The organism is Pseudoalteromonas sp. DL2-H2.2, assembly GCF_021532535.1.
Lineage (GTDB): Bacteria > Pseudomonadota > Gammaproteobacteria > Enterobacterales > Alteromonadaceae > Pseudoalteromonas > Pseudoalteromonas rubra_A.
The window spans coordinates 17,335-35,938 of the sequence record NZ_JAKGBD010000025.1 but is presented as its reverse complement, the minus strand read 5'-3'; the positions used below and the strand labels follow the sequence as shown (position 1 = coordinate 35,938).

At 43.5% G+C, this 18,604-nt stretch carries 21 protein-coding genes and 1 pseudogene; 15 read left to right on the top strand and 7 right to left on the bottom strand.

From position 1 onward, the window contains the following. Positions 1 to 126: 126 nt before the first annotated feature. From tnpC to tnpA, 3 genes and pseudogenes are all read right to left on the bottom strand, one after another. Positions 127 to 1,428 (bottom strand): annotated as a pseudogene (gene tnpC, locus L1285_RS23220) (IS66 family transposase); the annotation flags it as partial. 80 nt (positions 1,429 to 1,508) lie between these two features. Then, on the bottom strand, positions 1,509 to 1,853 hold the full coding sequence (gene tnpB, locus L1285_RS23215) for an IS66 family insertion sequence element accessory protein TnpB (RefSeq protein WP_235414517.1): 345 nt from the start codon (positions 1,851 to 1,853) through the stop codon (positions 1,509 to 1,511). Beyond that, on the bottom strand, positions 1,850 to 2,161 hold the full coding sequence (gene tnpA, locus L1285_RS23210) for an IS66 family insertion sequence element accessory protein TnpA (protein WP_235414516.1): 312 nt from the start codon (positions 2,159 to 2,161) through the stop codon (positions 1,850 to 1,852). Before tnpA ends, tnpB begins: the two co-directional genes overlap by 4 nt. A 98-nt stretch (positions 2,162 to 2,259) precedes the next feature. Here tnpA and L1285_RS23205 point away from each other — a divergent pair, with 98 nt between their 5' ends. From L1285_RS23205 to L1285_RS23190, 4 genes are all read left to right on the top strand, one after another. Next, entirely contained in the window at positions 2,260 to 2,571 is a 312-nt protein-coding gene (locus L1285_RS23205; RefSeq protein WP_235414515.1) for a hypothetical protein, read from the top strand. Positions 2,572 to 3,316: 745 nt separating this feature from the next. Beyond that, positions 3,317 to 4,177 (top strand): hypothetical protein, encoded by an 861-nt coding sequence (locus tag L1285_RS23200; protein WP_235414514.1) that lies wholly within the window; start codon positions 3,317 to 3,319, stop codon positions 4,175 to 4,177. Between the two features lie 57 nt (positions 4,178 to 4,234). Next, entirely contained in the window at positions 4,235 to 5,443 is a 1,209-nt protein-coding gene (locus L1285_RS23195; RefSeq protein WP_235414513.1) for a cysteine desulfurase family protein, read from the top strand. A gap of 48 nt (positions 5,444 to 5,491) precedes the next feature. Further along, positions 5,492 to 6,787 carry a pyridoxal phosphate-dependent aminotransferase gene (locus L1285_RS23190; RefSeq protein ID WP_235414512.1) on the top strand — a complete coding sequence of 432 codons (1,296 nt, stop codon included), beginning with the start codon at positions 5,492 to 5,494 and terminating at the stop codon, positions 6,785 to 6,787. Positions 6,788 to 6,865: 78 nt separating this feature from the next. On the opposite strand, the gene cueR is transcribed toward L1285_RS23190, so the two are convergent. Both cueR and L1285_RS23180 read right to left on the bottom strand, forming a co-directional pair. Next, entirely contained in the window at positions 6,866 to 7,276 is a 411-nt protein-coding gene (gene cueR, locus L1285_RS23185) for a Cu(I)-responsive transcriptional regulator (protein WP_235414511.1), read from the bottom strand. A 5-nt stretch (positions 7,277 to 7,281) separates the two neighbouring features. Beyond that, positions 7,282 to 9,660 carry a heavy metal translocating P-type ATPase gene (locus L1285_RS23180; RefSeq protein ID WP_235414510.1) on the bottom strand — a complete coding sequence of 793 codons (2,379 nt, stop codon included), beginning with the start codon at positions 9,658 to 9,660 and terminating at the stop codon, positions 7,282 to 7,284. Positions 9,661 to 9,834: 174 nt separating this feature from the next. On the opposite strand from L1285_RS23180, the gene L1285_RS23175 reads away from it, so the two are divergent. From L1285_RS23175 to L1285_RS23155, 5 genes are all read left to right on the top strand, one after another. Further along, positions 9,835 to 10,047 carry a heavy-metal-associated domain-containing protein gene (locus L1285_RS23175; RefSeq protein ID WP_235414509.1) on the top strand — a complete coding sequence of 71 codons (213 nt, stop codon included), beginning with the start codon at positions 9,835 to 9,837 and terminating at the stop codon, positions 10,045 to 10,047. Positions 10,048 to 10,454: 407 nt separating this feature from the next. Continuing rightward, a complete protein-coding gene (locus L1285_RS23170) occupies positions 10,455 to 10,928 on the top strand; it encodes a DUF1203 domain-containing protein (RefSeq protein WP_235414508.1) in 474 nt (157 codons plus the stop codon). Between the two features lie 708 nt (positions 10,929 to 11,636). After that, a complete protein-coding gene (locus L1285_RS23165; RefSeq protein ID WP_235414507.1) occupies positions 11,637 to 12,035 on the top strand; it encodes a hypothetical protein in 399 nt (132 codons plus the stop codon). A gap of 108 nt (positions 12,036 to 12,143) precedes the next feature. Further along, a complete protein-coding gene (locus L1285_RS23160) occupies positions 12,144 to 12,440 on the top strand; it encodes a hypothetical protein (protein ID WP_235414506.1) in 297 nt (98 codons plus the stop codon). A gap of 421 nt (positions 12,441 to 12,861) precedes the next feature. Then, positions 12,862 to 13,152 (top strand): DUF6966 domain-containing protein, encoded by a 291-nt coding sequence (locus L1285_RS23155; RefSeq protein ID WP_235414505.1) that lies wholly within the window; start codon positions 12,862 to 12,864, stop codon positions 13,150 to 13,152. An 869-nt stretch (positions 13,153 to 14,021) separates the two neighbouring features. Here L1285_RS23155 and L1285_RS23150 read toward each other — a convergent pair. After that, positions 14,022 to 14,294 (bottom strand): winged helix-turn-helix transcriptional regulator, encoded by a 273-nt coding sequence (locus L1285_RS23150; protein ID WP_268836354.1) that lies wholly within the window; start codon positions 14,292 to 14,294, stop codon positions 14,022 to 14,024. A 146-nt stretch (positions 14,295 to 14,440) separates the two neighbouring features. On the opposite strand from L1285_RS23150, the gene L1285_RS23145 reads away from it, so the two are divergent. Both L1285_RS23145 and L1285_RS23140 read left to right on the top strand, forming a co-directional pair. Next, on the top strand, positions 14,441 to 14,728 hold the full coding sequence (locus tag L1285_RS23145; protein WP_046007374.1) for a YciI family protein: 288 nt from the start codon (positions 14,441 to 14,443) through the stop codon (positions 14,726 to 14,728). Positions 14,729 to 14,833: 105 nt separating this feature from the next. Next, complete coding sequence (locus L1285_RS23140; protein ID WP_046007375.1) at positions 14,834 to 15,154, top strand: hypothetical protein; 321 nt, start codon at positions 14,834 to 14,836, stop codon at positions 15,152 to 15,154. 97 nt (positions 15,155 to 15,251) lie between these two features. On the opposite strand, the gene L1285_RS23135 is transcribed toward L1285_RS23140, so the two are convergent. Then, positions 15,252 to 15,827: a TetR/AcrR family transcriptional regulator gene (locus L1285_RS23135; protein WP_235414504.1), complete on the bottom strand. Its 576-nt coding sequence runs from the start codon at positions 15,825 to 15,827 to the stop codon at positions 15,252 to 15,254. Positions 15,828 to 15,970: 143 nt separating this feature from the next. Between L1285_RS23135 and L1285_RS23130 the strand changes: the two genes are divergently transcribed. The 4 genes from L1285_RS23130 (at position 15,971) to L1285_RS23115 (ending at position 18,460) form a co-directional block, all read left to right on the top strand. Beyond that, a complete protein-coding gene (locus L1285_RS23130; RefSeq protein WP_235414503.1) occupies positions 15,971 to 16,378 on the top strand; it encodes a GFA family protein in 408 nt (135 codons plus the stop codon). A gap of 783 nt (positions 16,379 to 17,161) precedes the next feature. Then, positions 17,162 to 17,428 (top strand): hypothetical protein, encoded by a 267-nt coding sequence (locus L1285_RS23125; protein ID WP_235414502.1) that lies wholly within the window; start codon positions 17,162 to 17,164, stop codon positions 17,426 to 17,428. 66 nt (positions 17,429 to 17,494) lie between these two features. Beyond that, the gene (locus L1285_RS23120) at positions 17,495 to 17,962 is read left to right on the top strand and encodes a DUF3291 domain-containing protein (protein WP_235414501.1); all 468 of its coding nucleotides are present in this window, start codon (positions 17,495 to 17,497) and stop codon (positions 17,960 to 17,962) included. A 105-nt stretch (positions 17,963 to 18,067) separates the two neighbouring features. After that, on the top strand, positions 18,068 to 18,460 hold the full coding sequence (locus L1285_RS23115; RefSeq protein ID WP_235414500.1) for a hypothetical protein: 393 nt from the start codon (positions 18,068 to 18,070) through the stop codon (positions 18,458 to 18,460). The last annotated feature ends 144 nt before the right edge of the window (positions 18,461 to 18,604 follow it).

The following is an 18,604-nucleotide window of genomic DNA, read 5'->3' as shown; positions in this document are numbered from 1 at the left end:
CAGTGAGGTTTTTGCCGTCCTGGAGCGCTTTCAATACAGAATCTAAATCAAATTTTTGTGTAGTCATGAGTCATTTCTCTTTTTGCATCTTAACTTATCGAAATGACACAGAAAATTGAACACTACCCCTATGACGAATGGTTTGATAGCGCGCTCTGCCCGATTGTTGTCTATCTTTAGCTGTCCGTCATCGAGGTAGCGGATGAGTTTCGGCCATTGCCTTAGCGTGTAGTGGACAGCCTCGCCCAGCTTTGATTTGGGGACCACCGTTTGTGCTGATTTATCTAACCAGGCTTTAAACTGTGCCAGCAGCGGAGCCGCTTGCTGTGCCCGTGCAGCCTGGCGCGCCTCTGCGCTTGCTGTTTTACATGCAGTTTCAACTCGATATAATTTTTGAATCTGGTTGAGCGCCCAGTTCGCCTTGCCGGTTTTGCCTTTGGCCTGTGCGTCTGCGGCTTCTTTGAACTTACGCCTTGCATGTGCCAAGCAGCCTACTAGCGTGGCTTGAGTTTGCTCATACCCGGCATAGCCGTCAACTTGCAGGTAGCCGTCGTAGCCTTGTAAAAAGTCCACAGGACAGCGACCCGCGCGACTATTCTGATAGTCGAACAGGGCGATATTGGGGATGCTTTCCTCAGCCACAGGCGAATCCGTGCCGCTGCAATACAGCCACATGTAACTGGTTTGTTTGTCTTCTTTCACCACCTTAACCGTGGTTTCATCGGCCTGTATCACCGGTTGCTGTAGCAACACGTCGTGTAGCCTATCGTAGAGTGGTTTGAATAAACTGGCGCAGCGGATCATCCAGTCTGCCATGGTGCGCCTTCCCAGCGCGATACCATATTGTTTGAACAGGCTTTCCTGCCGATACAGCGGTAAGCCGTACTGATATTTGCTGGTGATGATCTGGCTGAGCAAACTGGCCGTGGCGATTCCTTTTGGAATGGGGCTCACTGGGACAGGCGCTTGCACTATCCTGACCTGGGTTTGGTTTTTTTCACACTGTCGGCAGCTATATTTTGGCCTGACATGTTCAATGACTTTCACCTGAGCCGGGATAAACTCCAGCTTTTCGCTCACATCCTCGCCCATTTTGTGCAGCTCACCGCCACAGCAGTCACACTGTTTGTTGTCGATGTCATGGACAATCCGCTCGCGGGGGAGGTCTTTTGGCAGAGGCTGGCGCGTTGGCTTTTTACGCTGATATTCGATGGCTTCAACGTCTTGCTCAGACGCTTCTTCAACAAGCGTTTCGGCTTCATTGAACAGGTCTGCTTGTGCCGGATGCGACTCACTGCTGGTTCCGAAGCGTTTTTGCTGGGCCAGTCTGAATTGTTCTTCGAGGTAGTTATTACGTGCCTGGAGCTGAGCAATGATCTCTTCTTGCTTCGCTAACTGCTGGCGTAATACATCAAGTTCGTTTTGCATGAGTGTTACTTTATCAGCGAAGTAACTGTTTTCAAATTAATAGCTTAGATTGTTTTGAGATCAAAAAGTCGCTGTTATGATCATACGTTATAACCATAACTGAGCGGCTTATGGGCAATGACGGACAAGCCTGACAGTAGCCATTGCCACTGCTCGGCAGTCAGCCTAATGACGTCATCGTCTTCTTTGTCTGGCCATTTAAACTTGTCTTTTTCGAGGCGTTTGTACCACAGTGCAAAACCGGTTTTATCCCAATACAGCACCTTCAGCTTGTCCTTATTTTTATTGCAAAAGGCAAAGACGTTACCCGTCATTGCGGACGCTGCCATTGCTTGCTCAACAATCGCCGCAAGTCCATTGATGGATTTACGAAAGTCTACCGGCTGGCGATGTAAGTAAACCACTTCATTTTGCCAGCAGATCATGACAATGCCTTCAGCAGTGCTACGAGCCAAAGGGTATCTGTTGTTGATGGCAGCAATACCGTGCTCTGGCCATGTTTGAGTTGGAACAGTGGAGGCTGGGAGACGGGCGCTGGCACAGCAGGCTGAGCAGCGACAAAGGAAGACTGAGATGCCTGCGGCGCTTTTTTCTTATGATGCTTAGCGCGATGATAATAGAAAGATTTTGTACTGAGGTTGTGCTGCTGACAAAAATCAGTGACAGACAAACCACTAAGCGCTTGCTGCTCGATAAGTGTAAGCCATTGCTGCGCGGTCTTGTATTTAGGCATGATTAGCTCCGAGTTGAAATCAGAGCTGTACTTTATAAGCTCTGATCACTCAGCGGCTAGGTGTGGTTTAGGCGACGCTTACGCAGCATTATTGCGTAATGGATGAATTAACCTTAGATGTAGACACCATGCCAAAGGTTGGTGAATGTTTTGAAATTGAGTTTTCAAATTTACTTGATGAGGATGAGAGTTGGGAGTCTATCTTCCGTTCAAACCCTGAGAGGAAGAAAGGTATTGAGCAAATTGATGGTTGGAAATACAGGGCGATTGGCCAAATTATTTCAATAGATCCAGTCAAAGTCGATTGTGGCGTATTAATCGAAGAGGATGTAATTAATACCCATGATCCAAAAGTAATAGGTGAGTATGTTGGTTTTACAATCATTAGACTTGGTGCTTATGCCATTTAACAAATAAGGATAGGTGTCGCGAAGCCGACACCTTATCTGGGTGTTGAACAAGCCCTGCGTCGTTGTGTGGTGCTTCTATTTAGTAAATAGCGATGTAGAAATAGAGAAGTATTGAGGGTGGCAGATGGTCGCTTTCTTTTTTTGGGCGCAGTCAGCCCTTAGCATATTTCGCTAATTAGAAATCTTTAATTTAATCAATCGTTTATATTTCACTCCTTTTTAAATTCACTTTTTGTGTGTGCTTTGCCCGGCTTGCGATGAGCTAGCCCATGTAAGATCCCCTTGTTTGAATGCGAAGTTAAAGCTTATCGTTCGCGCGCGAATGCTTTTCCTTTCGCATTTATTGCCTCTAACTGGAGAACTGAATTCCCCAAAAAGGGCAAGTTGTTGCCACTATCAAAAGGGGTGAGTCACATTACTACTCTTTAGATCATAGAGATAACTTGGTATCTGCTAATTGGCAGTGTAACGAGCCGAACAATTGAAATGAAAATTTCACACATAAACTTTCAAAAAACTCAATTTTTATGCAAACAAACATTGACCTTACCACCGTGTCAATCTTTACAGTTACTTAACCAATTTAACTAAGCCTTAAGCATGGTTTCACCTTGATTAACACGACTGAACTCATGGAGTACGGAAATTAATTTCCGTTTGATGTCCTTTTATTGGAGTTGATTAGGCGCGGCAGCCAAGGATAGTAAACACATTTAACTCAACAAAAAAAATAGAGACTAATGAAATGAAATTAAAAGAAAAAATGGTTGGAAAAGTAGAGCAAAAACTCCTAGATATGATCCGTATGGATGTCGCTGAACACTACCCGACAGTCTCCGTCTTTTATCTAGAAGGTGGACATTTTGATCCGCGTTATTCCGCTACCGAATTCTCGATAGATTCAATGGTAAAGGTGTTAAATGTCGCGAACAACGCGATTCTCGAACACAAGAAAAAACTTAAAGTGATGCTTGGCGTGTTGATAGACGATCTGGGCTTGCAGTGTGGTAGTGAGTCTTGTGATATTTCAGCATCCCCAGCAATGACCACCGACAGCCAAGGACTTGCGCCATTGCCTGACGAGTTAGAAGCCGTATTAAGTGACTACAGCATTGTAAAACGCGACCGTTTAGTGCTTCAAGGGGAGCGTAATTGTAAAAACCGAGGGATCCAATCTTTACGTAAAATCATCTCGCAAGATTTAGCAAGTTTCCCGCAATTGTCACTCGCAACGAGCAACGGTGTAACTAAAATTCTGTTCGAAAACAGTAAGGGAGTAGATATCGTTTTAGCTGAATCAAAAGATAAGGACATATGGACTGCAAAATGCCCGCTTATCATGGCGCAGCACTATAAAGACACATACCAAAAAGCACTGAAAATGAATCCTCAGGCTGGGGTATTCCACATTATGGACTTCTCTGAAATGGATGACTTTCACAAAGTCGTGAACGGTACTGAAGTAGCGTTAGGGCTTTTCCTACAAAACGAACGCCTTGGCGATAATATCGTACAGATCTCCAATATCTTCTTGTCTGACTTTGATATGAAAGATTATTCCATTAACACCCAAACCAGCACCCTAACCGAAGTTTGCGAAGCGTAACGTACGCATCTATCTGCTTCAATTTGACTGTTGCCCCATTTTATACGGAGATTTTTTATGTCATTTATTACAGCACTAGAGAGTAAGCCTACCACCGAAGCGTCGCTACGCTTTCCTATCTATTTAGATCATAACGCCACAACACCGTGCGACGAAGCTGTGTTAAAAGCCATGTTACCTTACTTTTGTAACGACTTTGGTAATGCGGCGAGCATGTATGGTTTACATGGCTGGAACGCCCATAAAGCGGTCGAACACGCGCGTGAAAAGATTGCAGACGCCCTTGGCGCACAGCCTGAAAATTTTATCTTTACTTCTGGCGCCACTGAAAGCAATAACTTAGGGATCCGCGGCGTGTTTCGTGCTTGTAATCATAAAGGCAAGCACATTATTACCTCGTCGATTGAGCACCCAGCAACGCTTGCAACACTTAGAGATCTAGAACATGAAGGCGCTCGTGTTTCTTATCTTGAGCCGTTACCAGATGGCAGCTTTGATATTGACGCAATGAAGGCCGCAATCACGCCTGAAACGATTTTAATCACCGTGATGTACGCAAATAACGAAATCGGCACCATTAATCCAATCGACGACATTGCCTTTATTGCAAAGCAACATGGCATTCTATTTATGTCTGACGCGACACAAGCGCTAGGCAAGGTTAGTATCAATCTGCTCACTTGCCCTGTTGATATTTTAACTTGCTCGGCACACAAAATTTATGGCCCTAAAGGGGTTGGCGGCCTGTATTTAAGACATCAACATGGCAATAGAGTGGTTGATATTAGACCGCAGATCACCGGTGGTGGAAGCGAGCAGGGGCTACGTGGTGGCACGTTAAATGTGCCTGGTATTGTTGGTTTTGCCAAGGCTGTAGAACTTGCACAGCGAGAACTGAGCAATGGCGCAATTGAAAAAGTTGAGCAGCTAAGAGACAAGTTAGAAGATGGTTTATTGGGGCTGCAACAGGTACAGGTCAATGGCATGAGCGAAGAAAGACTCCCGCATGTTTGTAACGTCTCTTTTCATGACACCGACGGTAAAAAAATGCTGAGCTTATTAAAGAAAAGCATTTCAGTCAGTACCGGCTCAGCTTGTTCGTCAAGCAACCTATCGCCCAGTCACGTATTAACCGCACTTGGGCTATCGGATGAGCTGGCGCAGGCAACCATACGCTTTAGCCTAGGCAGGCATACTACAGAAGCCGAAATTGACTTCGCACTCAACAAGATTAGAGAAGTCGCAGCACTAACTTTACGTATTTAAGTAATACTAAATTCTTCCCAATAAAATAATTAAGGATAAAATATAACAATGGAGAACTTATCGAATTTAGCCAATGCACTTGATTACTCAGACATTATTCACCTTGAGTTTTACGTGCAGGAGCAGCTTGCAAAGGGGAAAGAAATTTGTGATTTGATCATTGGAGATTTTGACACGCAACAATTTCCGATGCCCGACTACCTTACCGCACAGATCCAGCAAGCTTACGAGAACAAGCAAAACGATTATCCCCCGCTTGAGGGGGTGCTATCACTTCGCGATGAGGTAGCAAAACAAACTAAAAAGCGCTTTAAAGTCAGCTATAACCCAGATACGGAGATGCTTATCTCTGGCGGTGCAAGGCCTTTGCTGTATTCTGCAATGCTCGCTACGGTGAGCGCAGAAGACAAGGTGATCTACCCTGTGCCTTCTTGGAATAACATGTTTTACACCACCATGTGTGGCGGCAAGCACGTGCCAATTGAAACCAGCGAAGGAAATCAGTTTTTACCTACAGCGGAACAGCTCCAAGCGCATATATCTGACGCGCGCCTTATCACCTTATGCTCACCGCAAAACCCGAACGGCTCCATGTTTTCAAAGCAACAGCTTAGTGAAATCTGCAATATGGTTGTCGCAGAAAACGCGCGCCGCAGAGCGATAAACGCCAAACCACTCTATGTGATCTACGACCAAGTTTACTGGATGCTGACAATGCAAGAGGTTGAGCACTATCATCCGGCGTCGCTTTGCCCAGATATCAAGCCTTACTTAATTGTGGTTGATGCTGGCACCAAAGCTTTTGCCGCAACAGGCATTCGAGTTGGATGGGCGACAGGTCCACACGAAGTGATAGCTAAAATGCAGGTGATCCAAGAACATATAGGTGCAATGGCTCCAACGGCAGAGCAACTTGCCACCGCGGTGTTATTTCAAAATGAAGCCTATCTACAAAGTTATTTAGCCGACTTTAAAGAAAAAATACTAGCCTCAATGGCGGTACTGCATCAGGGGGTTCAGGATATGAAAGGCGCAGGCATAGCAATCGATTCATTTATACCAAATGCCGGCATTTATATGACCTTGAAAATCGACGCCATCAACATGGAAACACCCGACGCAAACGTACTCGAAAATGCAGATCAAGTTAGTCGGTATTTAATTGACAGGGCAGGGTTAGCACTGGTGCCATTCGCCAGCTTTGGCTGTCGCTCTAAAGCGTCACAGTTGTGGTATCGCGCTGCCGTATGTACTATTTCACCAAGTGAAATTGAAGCGGCGCTGCCAAGACTACAAAGTGCACTGCTGGCACTTACCCAGTCAAAACTATTACTTGAGGCTTAGCGCTATTCTGCACAACAAAAAAGCCAGTCTTCATCATTGGAGACTGGCTTTTTAACGTTTGGCTATTCTAACCTTCGGCTACTTTAGGCTATTTTGGCAAAGCCCATCTAAAATGGGACAGTTTGCATTTTCGTCACCACTACAGTTGTCCGACAGCTTTTTCAAGGTCTCTCGCATTTGCTGAAGTTCATTGATTTTATGCTCAATCTCATTTAAATGATGCTGCGCTATCGATTTGACTTCACGACTAGTACGGTCTGGGTTTTGTAACAAATCGAGTAAAGATTGGATCTGTGCAATAGGAAACCCTAGTTTTCGTGCTTGCTTTATCACACCTAGTAATTGTAATTGTTGCGAGTCGTACAGCCGGTAACCCGCTTCACTTCTTTTGCTGCACTTTAGTAGTCCGCTTGCTTCATAATGGCGGATCATTTTTGCAGAGAGTCCAGTACGCTGCGCGGCTTCGCCGATTGTGATCAGTTTTTCCATGACGTTTACTCCTTTGGTTGCCAACGTTGTAATAACAACGCATTGCTAATGACTAGTAAACTACTGGCTGCCATCGCCGCACCTGCAAAAATAGGGTTAAGGTAACCCAGAGCTGCCAATGGAATACCAATGACATTAAAGATAAATGCCCAAAATAGATTTTGTTTGATTTTGCGATAGGTTAATTTTGCCATCGCTAAAGCCGATGCCACTAAGCTTGGCTCGCCTCGCATCAACGTCATTGCCGACGCGCTTACCGCCACTTCCGTACCGGTAGCCATTGCGATACCAAGATCAGCCTGTGCCAGCGCTGGGGCGTCATTGATCCCGTCGCCTACCATTGCCACACAGTAACCTTGCTGTTGGGCATTAGCAATATACTCAGCTTTGTGCTCTGGCAGTACTTGCGCTTTATAATCGTCCAATTCCAGCAATTTAGCATTGTACTGTGCACTACTTTGGCTGTCTCCGGTCAACATTGCAACTTTGATCCCTTGCTGCTTGAGCTGTTTGACCGCTGTAAAGGCATGAGCTTTAAGCTCGTCAGTAAAGTAGAATAGTGCTAAAAACTCGCAGCTATGTTCACTATGTTGGTTCACTAACCAAGACAAAGAAGCGCCCGGTATTTCTTCTGGTAGCGCAGGCAAAGTTAAGCCTAACTCTTGCATCCAAAAACCGCTCCCCAAATAGACTATTTTATCTAGGTATTGTGCTTTAACACCTCTACCCGCCACCACTTTAAAGTCGCTTACAGGAAGCAATGGCAAGTGCTTTTCTTGTGCTTTATTGACCACAGCCTTGGCAAGCGGGTGTTCGCTGTATTGCTGTAACGATGCCGCCAGCTGTAACACATCGTCTTGATGAGCGGTAAAGGTGTGCATATTGCTTAACTCTGGTTTGCCCACTGTAAGCGTGCCCGTTTTATCAAAAATTACCATATCGATGGCAGTTGCTTGCTCCAGTGCACCAGCATCTTTTACTAAGATCCCATAGCGCGCGGCAGTGCCTGTGCCTGCCATAATCGCGGCAGGTGTTGCTAAACCAAGCGCACACGGGCAAGCAATAACAAGAACAGCCACCGCATTCAGAATACCCGATGGCCAATCTCCTGTGCTGAGCCCCCATGCAAAAAATGTAATGAGCGCAATCACTAGTACTGCAGGCACAAATACCGCACTCACTTTATCCACCAATGCTTGCACTGGTGCTTTCGCGCCTTGTGCTTGCTCTACCAAACGAATAACTTTGGCTAGGGTCGATTCCGCGCCAACACTGGTTGCGTCCACTTCAAGCACGCCATCAAGATTCACCGAACCACCAGTAACTTTATCTGTTTGTGCTTTATAAACAGGCACGCTTTCACCGCTGATAAGCGCTTCGTCTACCTGTGAGTGGCCTTCAACTACAACGCCGTCAACCGGTATACGCTCACCAGGTTTGATCAATAGTCGTTCGCCGCTTTTTACTGCCCCAGCTGGGGCTTCTTGCCAACTGTTATCACGCCAGACCATAGCCGATGTTGGCCTTAAGCTTTCAAGTGCTTTTAGAGCGCTGGTTGTACGTCGCTTGGCTCTGTGTTCAAGATACTTACCCAACAGTACCAAACTCAATACGGCACTGCTGCTTTCGAAGTATAAATGCGGAGCGCCATGCTCACCGCTGAATGTCCACCACAGGTATACTGACAGACCATACGCTGCACTGGTGCCGATGGCCACCAGCAAATCCATATTCCCCGTCCCCGCTTTTATTGCTCCCCATCCGGCACGATAAAAACGCGCACCAAAATAAAACTGAACAGGTGTTGCCAGTGCCCATTGCATCCATGCCGGGAGCATCCAGTTTTGGTTAAACAGCATGGCAAACATGGGTAACACCATAGGTAGAGTGAGTGTCAGTGACGCCACTGCAGGGAACCAATCAGCACGATAAAATGGAGTTGCCGCCACTTGTTCGTTTGACGCATCCGAGTTTGCTTGTGGCTGCATCACTGTGTAACCGGCGTCGTTAAGCTTGGCTTCTATTTTAGCGAACGGTAACTCTGCCACCAAAGTTAAGGTTAGCTTTTCGGTCGCTAAATTGACTTCAGCCTTAATTACCTGTGGTAATGCTTGCGCCGCCTTTTCCACTCGGCTCACACAAGACGCGCAAGTCATGCCTTTAACTTGATATTGCACTTCACTAGTATTGACCTTGTAGCCGGCATTTTTTACCGCACTCACCAACGCCGACACTTCCGCACTGCCTTCAACAGACACCGCTTCCAATGCTAAATTAACACTGGCGCTGACAACGCCAGACACTTTCTCTAAGGCTTTCTCAACTCGGCCAACGCACGAGGCGCATGTCATGCCTGATACATTAAATTTTATTACCTTGTCCATTTCTATCTCCGCAAACGCGTTAACTCTCATTGTTGGACACTAACCCTTACCCTCATGGTAAGGTCAAACAAAATTGTTCATTCATCTAACAGAAGAAAAGGTTAAGTATTAGTTGACCTTACCATCAAGGGAAGCTTCACAGTGCAATCACTTTAATCCACAAAGGAAAAAATGATGTTAAGACTAAGAGTAGAAAAAATGGTCTGTGGTCACTGCGTAAAAGTAATCACAGAAGCAATGCAAGCGGTAGATAGCCAAGCGCAAGTGAATGTCCGCCTCGATGATAAAATCGTTGAAATTTCAAGTTTCAAAGGTGAAGACGAGGTTATCGCTATTATTGGCAGTGCGGGCTATAGCGCAGAGCTCATCAACGAAAGCTTTGCCTAACTACATCTCCTGAAGTTACCCTTTCAAGTCGAGCCAAACCACTTTACTTTGCATTGGTAAGGTGGTTTATCCTCACATTGCCTCTCCATTATTACTCGCACTTGATTTATACAGCTTACGGTAATAAGTGCTCACAATAATTGTTGTCAATTTATCGTAGCTATTCAACCAACCTCAGGCAAGGTGACGGCATTGTTTTGTCTGAACCCTCACAAGTCACAGTTAACCACCGTCTAAATTGACAACGTTCCCCAGAGCACGAATGTAGTTCCTAAAATAATTGTATATCAAGCGAACGATTCACGGCGATATCCACCTGCCATCGAACCTTCAGTTCCGAATGTGGCGAGTATACAGATACAGAGTATCTACAATCATGTTTTTGATTTGACAGTAGGTAATTAACTATGAAGACTGATTTCAAGATTAATGGGATTGATAAGCACAGCTTTTCCGAACTTTTGAATTTAAATGAGCGAGAACTGGAAAACCACAATGCTAAATGGATAACGGCCGATGCGAATCCAGGTTACCCGTGTAGGGTGTCATTGATAGAAGCAAATATAGGGGAAAGGGTTTTAGTATTGCCCTATTTACATCATAACGCTGATTCACCTTACCGTGCATCTGGTCCGATTTTTGTTCGAGAAAATGCTATAGAGGCAAAGCTGGATATTAACGAAATACCTGAAATATTAAGAGAAAGGCAGCTCTCCATAAGAGCTTATAATAAACAGCAAATTATGATTCATGCAGAGATATTGCAAGGCTCTGAATTGGAGCCCGGTATTAGAAAGCAGCTCTTAAACCATGAGGTTGAATACATACATATTCACAATGCAAATCCAGGTTGCTTTAACTGTAGTGTACATCGCGCATAACAAAGGATTATGGCGTCAATAGCTAAATTTCAGCATTTGACGCTTCCCATCGTTCTGTCTCTGGACATCGAGTTCAAGGTAATGACCATATTTCTAACACAGGCAGTTAAGACTTCTTTTTCCAGAAAAAACTCACAAAAACAAAGACACCCAGTCTTGTCTGTTTTTGTTACCGGTCTATTGACTATCAATACAAGCGCTTTTGCAAGTAAAAAAGCGGAAAGTTGCAGAAGTCGGGCTTTACGGCTGAGTAACTTCAGTTACAACAGTCGTTGTTTGGTATTTTTGGCACGGTTAACTGCTGCTAAAGTGTGGCAGTCATCAAGTAGCGGGAGAGGCAATGGTAGTATTTTGTGTCAATTAAGCTGACCTGAATTTTCCGTGACGCTGGCATTGAGTTCGTCCTTACCCTTGGAGCAGATTAACAGCATAGACGGGGAGTGACAAACAAGTTTTAGAATGGATGTCTGTCATTTCCTCCTGACATCTCCTCCCTTTAGTGACTCAAGGCGCCGCGCATGCATTTGGGGGCAGTTTTTTCTGAGCATATCGTGTAGGATAGTGATATCACGCATGGTGCTGTTATCTATTTGGTTTTTGGCGAAATAAATTTGATCAATCAATGCCGTGCGTGCCCATAATATTGATTTTAAATATGAATGTCTGGGGATTCCTCAGGTGCGGGCGTGAGTTTTTTTAGAGGATTCTATGAGTACGTTTTTGAAATCAAGCATGTTAGGTGCCGTATTTTTTGTATCCGGTTGCGCCAGTATGATTGGATTTACTGGTGCCGATGCAGGTAAGAGGGTTGGTAATTGGATGGAATACAATGTTAATCACCCAGGGCTAACTATCAAAATTATGGAACCTTACAGTGAGGAACTAATGCCAATTTCGACAGTAGGTAAAACGTCACCTTCACCTTTGCGACATACCGTAATATTTGGCACACAATCTAGTCAACATAAATTGGAAATTGTTGGTCGGTACAGTAAAGAATTGTATCTGGACAATAAGTTTTATGGTTCAGTGTGGCTTGGAGACGTCTTAATTAGCGATGGTAATCTTTCAATTGACGGCAAATTAGTAGCGGCAATTGAAAACTAACAAGTGACTAGATTTCGTTTCGGCCACAAACAGCGTGACCTCTACGGGACTGTCTACGCTACGCTTTAGCAAGTAACGCGTTAGCTCTCGAAATGGATTTATCAAATCATGCACTTTAAACTAGCTATTATATTAATTTTTTTGCCGTTCTCTTCGGTAGCCGAAAAACTAGTTAGAGTGATATTTGATGAAACTACTATTTGTTACCCTAAGTCTTACTCACCAAATACTTCATTCATGGATTCAATGTTGGCTCCTATAAAAGGTGAGTTGGACGACTCAGTAGGGCAGCAATTGGTGTATATTCCTGCTCAGCGGATAAAGAATAAGGTGCCTGATTATTCTTTAAGTCATGCGAACGAGTACAACTCGAAAGTGATGCATGACGTAAACGGGATTATTTAACCATTATCGACTATTGATATTAATGGGCTCAGCGACAATGCATGGAATATCCATCAAGAAATTGAAAAGCCAATAATATATAAAGATCCAAAAACTGACTTTTTAAAGTGTTCAATTTCAAAAAAGAAATAGGGCCTTGGCACCTTGTAAAGTCAGCTCCAGTTAAAAACTCAAATAAGAAAAAAGCTAAAGACTGGTATGTTGGGTTTTGTGGTAAATTAGCTGGTTCATACAATTGTAAAATAAACGTTATGTACAAAGATATAGTGTATAACTATAGTCTTAACGAACATAACGTATCGCTGCACGAACAAGTTCAAGCGGCTTTGTTGGAGGAAATTAAATCTTGGGAAAGCGCTTGTCCCGAGAGCTAACAATGATTGTAGTTCACACCTCAGTTTGGCATGATGTGTAGGGAAATATGGGACCTAAAACTAAAAAATTAGTAGGCATTCTCGATGAAATGATTTCTCATCTAAAGGATGACGGAAACGAGAATTGGTTGGTTTGGATGCAGGAAGCTAGAAAAAGGATTATACAATCCGATTTCAGTGGTGTAGAAAAAGTACTGGGTGCCTATGGCGGTATGGGTTCATTTAATGATTACTACTTATCCCATACAACTCGTAAAAATGAAAATTTTAGCTCATTACAATCTAAAGCTTGGTTGCTAGCGACTGAGATTAAACATGAATATCAGTTAAGAGCATAACAAATTTATCGAATACATTTCGGCCACAAAAATGTGATCTTCATGGGGCAGACAACACTGCGTTTCGGCTGCCCCTAAGCAAAATTTTATGCATCTCAAAGGGTGGGTTGTTGATATTTTAGCCTGTTTTAATCACAGGTAGCGTTATATACAATAAGGAAGTTAAGTCACGCTTTTTATATTCAACATTGATTACCTATGCCATATTCGATCTGCTCGGGATAAGAGGTATCTTTCACAACAATGAGTATGATCCAGAGTTAATAGTTGGATGGTTTCTCATATCAACTTTTAGCTGTTTATTTGTTTTACCAGGTTCTTATTTTGTTGGGCTAATAATTCGCTATGTAAAAGGTTCAAGTAAGTCCACATAAGAAGTGCCTAAACTACAGGGCGAAAAACAGCTGGCTTGTGTACCTTCGTCGCTAATTTTCGCCTGCTATTTTGTACCATTTATTGCAAGAATTATGTGCATTGGGAGACAAGTTAATTTGAAAGACAAGCCATTCATACCTCAAAATTACCCCAAATCTCAGGTCATTTTTATGATCTGTGTATGGCTAGGTCTTGCATTAGGCCTTCTTATGTTTTTGGCAAAATAACATATCTTCATATTTTTTTATGATGTTTTTTTGGCCATGTTTTGGATGCTTTGGTTTTCGGCTGGTACATCTTTTTTTGTGTTCGTTTTTGGCGTTTTCAGTGGCAAATACAAGAACATTCAAGCAAAGCCTTGGAATGAGCAAGTATGGTAGTAACACATAACAAAGCACTGAACACGTGAAGCGCTAGGTGCCACACTGTGGCGGTGATGCAGCGGCACTTCGCAATAATGCCGCTACGTCACTGCCCGCTAGTGTCGCGTTAGGCTACTGCTGCAGGGCATCTTCCCAAGAAGTAGCCCAGTCTCTCAAAGGATCAAGGGTTTGCATAAGCGAGTAACCTAGCTCAGTGAGTTGGTAACCCTCCTCAGAAGTGTAAATGAGCCTTGCTTCTGATAGTTGTTTAATTCTACTGTTCAAAACCGATGGTGACATTCCGTTACACTGGTTTTGTATTCCCCTAAAACTCAGGGGTTTTGACCTAAGCTCCCATAGTATTCTCATGTTCCATTTAGTACCGAGCAGATCGAATGCGGCCATAATGGCGACACCTGAACTTGAGCCTCGAACACTTTTCTTTGGTAGTGGTGTTTTCATAATTCTTGCGCTACTAAATAAGTAGCGATATAGTCTGCTACGAAATAAATAGCACTTTACAGCTTATCATCTAACAAAGCGAGGCAGTTATGTACTTGGTCGACATGAATTTCACTGATATGAGTAGAATTACTCCTGAGTTGACGGAGCGACACAAAAAATATTTGGCAGGGCAGTATGAATCTGGTTTATTGATGTTCGGCGGCAGGAAAGTGCCCAGAACTGGCGGTATCCTAGTTTCAGCACATCCAACGAAAGAGTCGTTAATTGAAGTGTTAGAGTCTGACCCATTTGTTGCCAGTGGTGCAGTAAGTTACGTGGTGACAGAGTTTATCCCCGTAATGGCTTCTGAACAGTATGCAGGTATAGTAGCCTAATAAGCGCGTTAAGGGGCGGACACAAAAAGCTTGGCTTGTGCTCGTTCCTTGTAATATTGCCAAGCATTTTGGTCCGCTTATGCGGGACGTCAGGTGTGAACATTCATGAACCCAGCTATCGATAAGTTGAAGCAGTATTTAGAGGAGTTAGAAGCCAGAAAGTCTTTCGAGACAATCGATGAAAAAGCGGAGCACTTTGGGAAAATTATCCAAGTTCGCGCATCGATAGGGCAGCTTGAATTATGTGAAAAGTTCGCGATACATGCAGGGTCTTTGGTGAGTGTTTTACCTGAATCGGGCAATATCCACGCGGGCTACCTCGCAGTATGTGACCATGAATCTTCGCAACCTGAGCATTGGGAAGAAGTACTTTTTGATGGTCGGCAGGTGCAGTTCAGTAGTGGTGACTTGATCATTCGAAAGTAGATCTACACATAACGAGACCAACCATAGGAAATATCTCAAGCTGCAATAAAATTAGAAACATATGTTGCGCCAGCTAGCACCACCCATGTTGGCAGCGTCATATTCCTCCCAACTTTGCCCCAGCTTCTCGTCTGCAAGCTTCCAGTAGGCTATGAATCGATTCTAAATCCTGGAGTTTTCTTGCTATAGCGACTGCCCCAATAATCATTGCAGTGACCGACAAAATATCTTGCTCATCACACTCCGTGTAGCTTTTTGCATATTGCATAATTGCAGCATTCATACCATAAAAAGTATTTGCGTAGGCTATATTTGCCTCGTCATTCTTCATGTTGATGTCGGTAACTAAGAAGGCTAGCGGACATGGATTCTTTCCTTTTACGTGATCCAGACTTAGGTATTCATTTAACAACATGCATAGCCATTGTTTATTTGATAAATCTTCAGGTTTGAGGTTGGCGAGTTTAGTACCACTGGCAGCGAAATTTAATGCTTCACGATAAAGCTCTGCTTTACTCGTAAAGTGCGCATAAAAGGCGCCTCGGGTAAGTCCACAATTGCTCATCAACTCATCGATAGTAACGCCTTCAAACCCTTTCAATACAAATTGTCTGAAGGCACTATCAAGAATTTTTTCGCGGGTTTTGTTTTTGTGCTCTTTTGTATAGGGCATAGGGGCAAGCTTTCCTATCTTTATATATGTTCTTTATCATATATAAAATCTACTCTAGGATGAAGCCGGTCATTGGATGGGAAAGTACATAGGAATGTGAATTCATCCTATCCATTTCTGGCATCAACCACATTGGAGATAACATGGAAAAACACATTGGAAGTTGTCGTTGCGGCGACATTGAATTTTGTTTTGATAACGACCCAATCAACGCTATTTTTTGTTATTGCAAAGACTGTCAAGCGCTCACTGGATCTGATAAATGGTTTGGGCTTTGGGTGCGGCCAGAAAACTTTACCTTTACAAAAGGCACACCATCATCGTATACGCGTTTAGGAGACTCAGGGAAAGAGGTGCGTTATCAATTCTGTGGTACTTGCAGCACGGCTTTGTGCGCAGAGGTAGCAGCGGGTAATTTTTACTCTGTATCGGCAACGTCATTAAAGGATAATAAGTTCACTCCAAAAATGTCGATATATGCATCATCAGCACCAGTGTGGGCAATCTTTCCTAACGATGTTCCAAAATATGAGGTTCTACCTCCAAGATAAGCAATAAAGAAATGCGGAACAAGAAATGCGCGACACTCAGTTAAACTTGTACCTTTTATGGTATGGTTGCTTTATGTTGGGGTGGAAGTCTGATGATATTTTTGTTTAATGTTGTGTTTGGCAGCGATAGAGTCCTTCATAGTTCGGCCCAGCTCTGTAAGTGGGAGTTGGTTGCTATTGAGCAAAGTCTCTGTTGCCAGCCTTAATGAATCAAGACGCCGAGCATGAATTTTGGGCAGTTTTTTCTGAGCATATTCTGTAGGATGGTGATATCACACATGGTGTTGTTATCTATTTGGTTTTTGGCGTAATAAATTAGAAAAAACAATGCCGTGTGTGTCCATCTCATTGATTTTAATTATGAATATCTGGGGATTCCTCAGGTTGAGGCGTTATAAGCTATAGGGAAATTATATGCATCATGTCATGCTAGACATTGATGGAACATTGATTCAATCATACGAGCTTGATGAGCAGTGCTTTATTGAAGCGGTTTATGAAACAACTGGGCTAGAGATTTTAAGCAACTGGGGAAACCTATCCGGATGTCACTGATAGAGGTATATTAAGAACCTTTATTGAACGACAAGCCCCGCATTACGCACTCGAAGAGTTAGAAAATCTAGTTAAGCCTGTCTTTATCCGAAATATTAAGCGAACCATTGAAATTTCCCCAGTTCAAGAGACTCTGGGCGCCAAAGGTTTTGTGTCACATCTCTTGGGTAGTGACAAGTATATGGTCTCCGTTGCTACGGGGGCTGGGGAGAAACGGCCAGAATTAAGTTGGAATCTGCGGGCTTTGATATAGAAAAACTGGTAATTATGTCTTCTAATGATCATTACTCTCGTATCAAAATTATGGAAATGGCAAGAGCGGAAGTTGATCTTAATGGAAATATTCCTGTGACTTATTTTGGTGATGCTCAATGGGACTTAAAAGCGTGTGACGTGTTAGCAGTCAACCTTGTAATTGTAGGTAATAGGGTTAGTCATCATCAGCGCATTCAGGACTTTAGCTGTTTTGATAGCGCCTTATGTTTTATAAAGTAAGTTTGTGTGACCTTTAAGCACGCTTATAACAAGCATTATTCATTTATCAACGAAGGACAGTAAAACATGAAATTAGCACAGTTAAACATTGCGCTTGCCAAATACCCTTTGGATGCACCAGAAATTAAAGAGTTTGTAGACAATCTGGATTTCGTGAATGGTATAGCTGAAGAAAGTGAAGGTTTTATCTGGCGTTTAAAAGATGACAGCGGTGATGCTACCAGCATTAAGCTGTTTGATGATCCAAATATGATAGTCAACATGTCTGTTTGGGAAAATACTGACTCACTCAAAAACTTTATGTTTCGCACGGGCCACAGAGATTTCATGCGTCGAAAAAGCGAATGGTTTCATCGGCTGGCGGAAGATAGCTATGTGTTATGGTGGGTTGAAGATGGCCATACACCAACCGTACAAGAAGCCTTGTCACGCCTCCAATATTTGCGTGAAAACGGCGATACGCCATTTGCTTTTACATTTAAAGCAAATTTCACGGCAGCAGACCTTGGCGAGTTCTCCGCACAAGGCATGTAAGCGAGGCTGCTGAGTAGAGTTTTAGCAGTATGCTGGTTTAAGTGTTGAAGGTAGTTTGCAGTGGCAATTAGGCTGCACCACCTCATAATAAGGTTGGCTCCAAGGATGAAATCCATTAAAACTCTGAATATCTTGCACTTAGATGGCACTGCCGGCTTGACGGTGGGTTTTCTGATGTTTTTTCTGCAAGGTTGGATCAGCAATTTGTATAACTTGCCTGTTTCGGTTATTTATTTTTTCGCGATTGCAAATGTTTGTTATGGAAGTTATGCATTATCACTCGCTTTTTCAGGCAACCGCAAACCTTTATCGATCTCAATACTCGCAATGGCAAATGCTTTGTGGATGGTCGTGTGTGTCATTGTTATTTTACTGTTCGCTCACACCGCAAGCCTTGTAGGGCTGTTATTTATCGGCCTCGAGGGGGCGTTCGTTGTTTTACTTGCAATATATGAGTGGCAAAACAGGTATCAGCTGTCGAAGGTACGTAGCGCTTGAAAAAACAACCGCTTAGCAATAGTACTCTTGTACCTTTTGGGTATAATTGTGGTGGGTGTCTGCTATTTTATCCTATTTTTTTACGGGAAGTCACTGGCAATATCCGCCAGTGCTTAACTGTAATTACGCTGTAGTTTTTCGCCT